The 7908-nt window shown below is 60.2% G+C and carries 6 protein-coding genes; 4 read left to right on the top strand and 2 right to left on the bottom strand.

The features are described from left to right. Nucleotides 1-85 precede the first annotated feature (85 nt). Together ACFPPB_RS18235 and ald are read right to left on the bottom strand one after the other, a co-directional pair. Nucleotides 86-2413 (bottom strand): DNA translocase FtsK, encoded by a 2328-nt coding sequence (locus ACFPPB_RS18235; RefSeq protein ID WP_377329724.1) that lies wholly within the window; start codon nt 2411-2413, stop codon nt 86-88. A 44-nt stretch (nt 2414-2457) separates the two neighbouring features. Then, nucleotides 2458-3522 (bottom strand): alanine dehydrogenase, encoded by a 1065-nt coding sequence (ald, locus tag ACFPPB_RS18240; RefSeq protein WP_377329726.1) that lies wholly within the window; start codon nt 3520-3522, stop codon nt 2458-2460. Between the two features lie 217 nt (nt 3523-3739). On the opposite strand from ald, the gene trxB reads away from it, so the two are divergent. From trxB to ACFPPB_RS18260, 4 genes are all read left to right on the top strand, one after another. Next, complete coding sequence (gene trxB / locus ACFPPB_RS18245) at nt 3740-4702, top strand: thioredoxin-disulfide reductase (protein WP_377329728.1); 963 nt, start codon at nt 3740-3742, stop codon at nt 4700-4702. 124 nt (nt 4703-4826) lie between these two features. Next, a complete protein-coding gene (locus tag ACFPPB_RS18250; RefSeq protein ID WP_377329730.1) occupies nt 4827-6041 on the top strand; it encodes a GNAT family N-acetyltransferase in 1215 nt (404 codons plus the stop codon). Nucleotides 6042-6062: 21 nt separating this feature from the next. After that, entirely contained in the window at nt 6063-6776 is a 714-nt protein-coding gene (locus ACFPPB_RS18255) for a hypothetical protein (RefSeq protein WP_377329732.1), read from the top strand. Nucleotides 6777-6860: 84 nt separating this feature from the next. Next, nucleotides 6861-7688 carry a hypothetical protein gene (locus ACFPPB_RS18260; protein WP_377329734.1) on the top strand — a complete coding sequence of 276 codons (828 nt, stop codon included), beginning with the start codon at nt 6861-6863 and terminating at the stop codon, nt 7686-7688. The last annotated feature ends 220 nt before the right edge of the window (nt 7689-7908 follow it).

The raw sequence follows: 7908 nt of genomic DNA on the forward strand, positions 1-7908 counted from the left end.
TTGAATGAGGTAGGAAAATCGGAGCAGGAACATCGCCCGCTAGCGGGCTCCTACCTCATACCTCGTACCTCAATTGCGTTTGCGGTCAATTCTTGGGGGGCGGTGGCGCCAGTACTTCGCGGTTGCCGTTGTGCTGCGGGGCACTGACCACGCCGTCCTGCTCCATCTGCTCGACCAGCCGCGCGGCGCGGTTGTAGCCGATGCGCAGGTGGCGCTGCACACCGGAGATCGAGGCGCGGCGCGTCTGCGTGACGATCGCCACCGCCTTGTCGTACAACTGGGTGTCGGCGTCGCCGCCGCCTTCCTCGCCATCCTGCGGCAGGCCCGAATCGTTGATGTACTTGCCGTCGCTGGTGGCCTGCACTTCCTCCAGCACGCCCTCGATGTATTGCGGCGCGCCCTGCGACTTCAGCCAGGCGACCACGTGATGCACCTCGTGATCGTCGACGAAGGCGCCATGCACGCGTTCCGGCGTGGCGGTGCCGGGCGGCAGATAGAGCATGTCGCCATGACCGAGCAGCGCCTCGGCGCCGGACTGATCGAGGATGGTGCGCGAATCGATCTTGCTGGACACCTGGAACGCGATGCGAGTCGGGATGTTCGCCTTGATCAGCCCGGTGATCACGTCGACCGACGGTCGCTGCGTGGCCAGGATCAGGTGCACGCCGGCGGCACGCGCCTTCTGCGCGAGCCGGGCGATCAGCTCCTCCACCTTCTTGCCCACGATCATCATCATGTCGGCGAACTCGTCGATGATGATCACGATGTACGGCAGCGGCTCCAGCGGTTCGGCCGCCAGATTCGGCATCTCCGGATTCGGACGGAACAGCGGATCGAGCAGAGGCTGTCCGGCGTTCTCGGCGTCCTTCACCTTCTTGTTGAAACCGCCCAGATTGCGCACGCCGACCGCAGCCATCAGTTTGTAGCGGCGCTCCATCTCGGCCACGCACCAGCGCAGCGCGTTGGCCGCCTCCTTCATGTCGGTGACCACCGGCGCCAGCAGGTGCGGAATGCCTTCGTAGACCGAAAGCTCCAGCATCTTCGGATCGATCATGATCATCCGCACGTCTTTCGCGCTGGCCTTGTACAGCAGCGAAAGCACCATTGCGTTGACCGCCACCGACTTGCCCGAACCGGTGGTGCCGGCAACCAGCAGATGCGGCATCTTGGCCAGGTCCACCACCACCGGCCTGCCGCCGATGTCCTTGCCCAGCGCCAGCGCCAGCGGCGACTTCAGCTGGTCGTACTTGTCCGAGCGCAGGATCTCGGACAGGTACACGATCTGCTTGTGGGTGTTGGGGATTTCCAGTCCGATCACGTTCTTGCCGGGAATCACGTCGACCACGCGAACACTGACCACCGACAGGCCGCGGGCGATGTCCTTGTCCAGGCTCGACACCTGCGAACCGCGCACACCGGCGGCCGGCTCCATCTCGAAACGCGTGATCACCGGGCCGGGATAGGCGCCGACCACCTTGGCCTCGATCTTGAAATCCTTCAGCTTGAACTCGACCTGGCGCGAGAGCACTTCGAGGGTTTCCTCGGAGTAGCCCGGCCCCTGGGGCGGCGCCTCGTCCAGCAGCGACAGCGGCGGCAGTTCGCCCGGCGTGGCGGCGTCGACGAACAGCGGAATCTGCGTCTCCAGTTTGGCCCGCTCGCTCTTGGTCACCGGCGCGGGCGCGGGCTCGATGCGTACCGGCTCGCGCTTGGCCTGCTTCACCGCATCGGCCTTCTTGACCACCTCGCGCTCGTTGCGCGCCTGCCGCGCGGCCATCGCCTGCGGCGCCTGGCGCAGCTTGCCCCGGGCCCAGGCCAGCAGTTGCAACACGCCCTGCCCGGTCAAATCCATCACCCTGAACCATGACAGCCCCGTCGCCAGCGTCACCGCGATCAGGAACAGCGCCAGCAGCAGCAGTGGCGCACCCTTGGCGCCGAACGCACTGAGCAAGGCGTCGCCAACCCAGACGCCGATGATGCCGCCGACGCCTTGCGGCAGCACCGGATCGTCATGGAAATTGAGGTACAGCAGCGCCGGGCCGGTGATGAAGAAGAACACGAAGCCAATCAGGCGCAGCGCCGGCTCCCACGGGTGCACCGGCTGCTCGCCGCGCTGGCGCAGCACCTGCACGCCGAGCAACAGCAGCAGCAACGGGAAACAGTAGGCCACCAGGCCGAAGATCCAGCGCAGCAGGTCGGCGACGTACGCGCCCACCGTGCCGCCGAAATTGCGCGCATGCTCCAACTGGCCGGCGTTCGTCCAGCTGGGGTCATGGGCGTCGTAGCTGAACAGGCACACCAGCAGATACAACGCCAGCGGCAGCAGCAGCAGGGCGCCGGCTTCACGCAGCCGGCGCTTCAGCTCCTCGCTGAGGCCTTCCTTCGGTCGTGGTTTGACATTCGCGCTGCGCGCCACCTTGGAGGGCTTCCCTTTTTTGGACTGGCTAGTTCCAGACAGGGTCAGAGCATACCTTGCAATGCCGGATGTACCAGCTTGCCGCCGTCGACATTGATGCCGCCGCTCAGCGGAGCGAACTCGCGCCACTCGTTGCCGGCGGCCAGACGCTGCACGTACGGCAGGATCGCGGCGGAGATCGCCACCGACGAGGTCTGCGGCACGGCGCCTGGCATGTTGGTGACGCAGAAGTGGGTGACGCCCTGCACGTCGTAGGTCGGCTCCTTCCAGGTAGTCGGCCTGGAGGTCTCGAAGCAGCCGCCCTGGTCGATCGCGATGTCCACCAGCACGCTGCCCGGCTCCATCGTCTTGACCATGGCTTCGGTAACCACCCGCGGCGCCTTGGCGCTGGGCACCAGCACCGCACCGACCACGATGTCGGCGTCGCGCACTTCCTCGGCCACGGACGACTCGTAGGCGTACAGTGCGGTGACGTTCGGGCCCATCGCCATCATCTCGGCGAGACGGTCCTGGCGCTTGTCGAACACCACCACGTTGGCGCCCGCCGCGGCGGCCAGCGCGGCGGCGGCACCGCCGGCGGCGCCGGCACCGAGCACTACGACCTTGCCGCGCGGGGTGGAAGCCATGCCGCCGAGCAGCTTGCCCTTGCCGCCTTGCGGGCGATGCAGCAAGGTGGTGCCGATCTGGGTGGCGATGCGCCCGGCGATCACCGACATCGGCAACAGCAGCGGCAGCACCCCGTTCTCTTCCACCGACTCGAACGCGATGCCGGTCAGACCGATGTCGAGCAGGCTGCGGGTCAGCGCCGGTTCGGCGGCCAGATGCAGGTAGCAGAACAGCAGGTGATGCTTCTTCAGCAGCGCGAGGTCGCCAGCCACCGGCTCTTTCACCTTGACGATCAGCTCGCCGGCCTCGTACAGCGACGCGGCATCCGGCACGATCTTGATGCCTTCCTTGATGTAGGCCTCGTCGGCAAAGCCGCTCTTCAGGCCCGCACCGGCCTGGATGAACACCTCATGGCCACGGCGCACCAGATCGGCGGCGGCGGCGGGAACGAGGGCAACACGACCTTCGAGGGTCTTGGTTTCGGAGGGGATACCGATACGCATGGAGAAAGAATCCTGTGGGAGCACGTTGTAAATCCATCGCATTGACGTTGCGGTGGGTGGCTGAATCTGTCGTCTACCTTGAATCGGCCGGGCGCATTCCCCATCCTTGCGGATTCGTGGCCCTTGATCGCCGACTTTCCCGTGACGAGGAAACCATCGGCACAGCTGCAGCGAATAAGAGTCCAGGCCATCAGTAAACCCAAGGATTATAACAACCATGAGCACCACCAAACACAGTCGTCTGCTGATCCTCGGTTCCGGTCCCGCCGGCTATACCGCGGCAGTTTATGCCGCGCGCGCCAACCTCAAGCCGGCCATGATCACCGGCATGCAGCAGGGCGGCCAGCTGATGACCACCACCGACGTAGACAACTGGCCGGGCGACGTCGAAGGCCTGCAGGGCCCGGCGCTGATGCAGCGCATGGCCGAACACGCCGAGCGCTTCCACACCGAGATGATCTTCGATCACATCCACACGGTGGACCTGAAGCAGCGTCCGTTCCGGCTCAAGGGCGATTCCGGCGAGTACACCTGCGATGCGCTGATCATCACCACCGGCGCCACCGCCAAGTACCTCGGCATCGCCAGCGAAGAAAAGTACAAGGGCAAAGGCGTCTCCGCCTGCGCCACCTGCGACGGCTTCTTCTTCCGCGACCAGGACGTGGTGGTGATCGGCGGCGGCAACACCGCTGTCGAGGAAGCGCTGTACCTGGCCAACATCGGCCGCAAGGTCTACCTGGTGCACCGCCGCGACAAGCTGCGCGCCGAGAAGATCATGCAGGACAAGCTGTTCGAGAAGGCCGCCGCCGGCAAGATCGAGCTGGTCTGGAACCACAGCATCGACGAAGTGCTGGGCGACCATACCGGCGTCACCGGCGTGCGCGTGAAGGACGTCAACTCGGGCGTCACCCGCGACATCCAGGCCACCGGCTTCTTCGTGGCGATCGGCCATACGCCGAACACCGGCATCTTCGAAGGCCAGCTCGACATGCATGACGGCTACATCAAGATCCACAGTGGCCAGAGCGGCATGGCCACGATGACCTCTGTGCCGGGCGTGTTCGCCGCCGGCGACGTCGCCGACCACGTGTATCGCCAGGCGGTGACCTCGGCCGGCTTCGGCTGCATGGCTGCACTCGACGCCGAACGCTGGCTGGACCAGCAGACGCCGGTTGGCTGATGTCGTTGTAGGAGCCCGCTCGCGGGCGATGCTGTTGCTCTGAATCTCCATCTCCAAACATCAAAGCAAGAGCATCGCCCGCCAGCGGGCTCCTACAACAACAACGTCGAGGCCGCACTCAGCCATGCATGACATCCGCTTCCACGATGCGATCGCCGAACTGCCTGCCGCGGAGTGGGACGCGTTGCGTCCCGATGCGAACCCGTTCGTGTCGCACGCCTTCCTGGCCGCGCTGGAACGCGACGGCTGCATTCGCTCCGACTGGGGCTGGCAGGCCCATCATCTTGGCTTGTATGAAAACGGCCGGCTGCTCGCCGCCGCGCCGCTGTACCTGAAAGGCAACTCGCACGGCGAGTTCGTGTTCGACTGGAGCTGGGCCAGTGCCTGGGAACGCGCCGGCGGCTACTACTATCCCAAGCTGCTGTGCGGCGTGCCCTATTCGCCGGTACCCGGTCCTCGCCTGCTGGCCGGCAAGGACGCACGTACGCCGATGCTGCAGCGGGCGCTGGCCGAAGCGATGCGCCGCGAAGCCGACCGGATGGGGTTGTCCTCGGTGCATGTGAATTTCCTGCAGGAGGCCGAACTCGCCGCGTTCCAAGGCGACCCGGACTGGCTGGCGCGCTCGGACGTGCAGTTCCACTGGCACAACCGCGGTTACCGCCACTTCCCTGCCTTTCTGGCCACGCTCAACCACAAGAAACGCAAGAACATCCTGCGCGAACGCAGCCAGGTCGCCGCCAGCGGCGTGGCCATCGAATGGCGCGGCGGCGACACGCTGGGCGATGACGAATGGCGGCGGGTGCACGCGCTGTACGAAGCCACGTTCGACATGAAGGGCAACCATGCGGCATTGACCGCGGCGTTGTTCCGGCGGCTGGGCGAGTTGGGCCGCACGGCCCAGCTCGCGCTGGCGCGCCAGGGCAACACCATCGTCGCGATGGCGTTGTTCATCCAGAGCCACGAGGTACTGTACGGGCGCTACTGGGGCGCGTGCGTCGACGTGCCCGGCCTGCATTTCGAGAAATACAATGCCTTATCAGGGGTCATAGACGAACCCGCTAAAAGTCGCAACGTATTGAATTTGTTGCACTTTGAACTTTGCTACTATCAGGGCATCGAGTTCTGCATTAAGCATGGCCTGAAGTCTTTTGAGCCTGGAGCTCAAGGCAGAGAGACGAAGATGCCTAGAGGCTTCCTCCCTACCCTGACCCACTCACGCCACTACATCGTGCATGAAGGCTTTAGAGAGGCCGTGCGAGAGTCGTTAAAGCACGAACAAGTGAGTATGGATGCGTATTACGATGAGATGATGGAACACAGTCCATACGCTGATCGTTAGGGAAAACTACAGGGGAAGTGCATGGTTAAGCCCTCAAATGGAAAATATTTTTTCCACTATTTCTACCAGTGGCACATGTTCCATGCAAAACCGTCGTTAGCCCTGTTGAAAGCGTTTGTAGCGTCGATTGAGAGTGACATAGACAGTTCAATCCAAGCCTATCAAACCGCAGAATTTGAAACGGAAGAGCTCGATCTAGACGACGAGCGAACACCGGAAATAATTCGCTTCTATCGCGGTCTGGATGACATGTCATGGGATCTGGACGAGTTGTTCCTTAAGCACTATCCCTCGATGAGAAGAGGATCAGCATTGCTGACCATGTACGGCTCTCTGGAGGACGAACTAAATTTGCTCTGCTACAATGCGCAAAAATTCAAGAAGTACGGCATTGACCTGCAAGACCTCAACCACAAGGGAATAGAACGGTCTGTGACCTATCTAACAAAAGTTTGTGGCCTACAGGGCATCAAGCAACACCATTCTTGGAACGAGCTATCCAAGATAGGGAAGCTTCGGAACATCATTGCTCATGCAAGCGGAAAAATTGAGCCGGATGACAAGTTCCACGACTACATCCAGTCTCGCAACGACCTCTCAGTAATTAACATCTACAGGCACTATGAGCATAGCCACATCAACATAGAACGCGGCTACCTAGAGCATGTTTTAGAGTGCATGAATGCCTTCACATCGCACATCAGCGATACCATGAAGGGGATGAGCTGGGACTAATCATGGGGTACCAATGCCAAGCACCACAGGTGCATCGGTAGAGAAGTGACGGAAGCGCGAAACAAGAAGGAAAGGTAAGCAACGATGCTTTCCGAGACGATGAAGCCTCAAGATCATGAGAAATGGCACGAATATGCCAAGAGGCTTAAATTGCCTGATGACGAAGGCACGCGGGAGTTCTTCCGCCAAGTCGTATTTGATCACTTCAACGCTTTTAACCAACACTTTCCAGATTTCAGCCTAGATGACTACGAACCGCATATAGAATATTTCACAGCGAAGCAAGCGGACGCTGACATTAAATTTCTTGAAAACGTAATAATGGACGATTACGTAAATGAATTTAACGATTTCTTTGAAAAGAGGAAAAATCCAGAACCAGATGGGGTGTATCAAAGAATGGTTCAAAATCTAACCCCACCATTTCCTCCCGTATTAATTTGCTCGAAATATTTGCCAATATTGAAAAACTACGGTGCCCCGTATCAATTGATTGAGGGGTGTCACAGGGTAAGTTACCTACGACGCATGTTGTCCAGAGGCTTAATTACGCCTGAAAGCAGTCACAAATTCGTTGTCTTTCGTCTTAAGTTCAGGGGTATAACTGGAGAGATCGTCATGAATTCCGAATTCGCAAAAAACCCATCATTCGACAAACTTCCAAAGGCGAATGTAGGCGACATGGTGCATCTTAAAGTTAAGGCCTTCGAAGAATCCTTCGACATTTGCGTCAGAGGTTTTGTGACTTCGGTAAGTCCTGAAATAATTAAAGCGAATGTCAGCGCGATTTTTAATGATGTAGATGGAAAACAGATTACAGGTGGAGAGCCATTCGACAAGTACGTCAATAAACCCGTGGAATTCTCGCCGAATTGCATACAAGCCATCAAAGCCAAACCACATAAGGAATGATGAAATGGGTGCTTTAGATTGGTGGACCGAGGAATCTTCAAACATCAACGATATCACGGAATTTCCCTTAGTCGAACGCTGGGAATCTCTAGGGGCGAATTCAATTCTGAAGTGCACCACCCCAAACGGTAGAGCGGCGCAGGTGCGGTAGCCTGCACAGCTTCACCGCCAAGTGGAACTGCACATGAGCTACACACACCTGAGCCAAGACGAACGCTAT

The organism is Rhodanobacter terrae (assembly GCF_042657005.1).
GTDB lineage: Bacteria > Pseudomonadota > Gammaproteobacteria > Xanthomonadales > Rhodanobacteraceae > Rhodanobacter > Rhodanobacter terrae.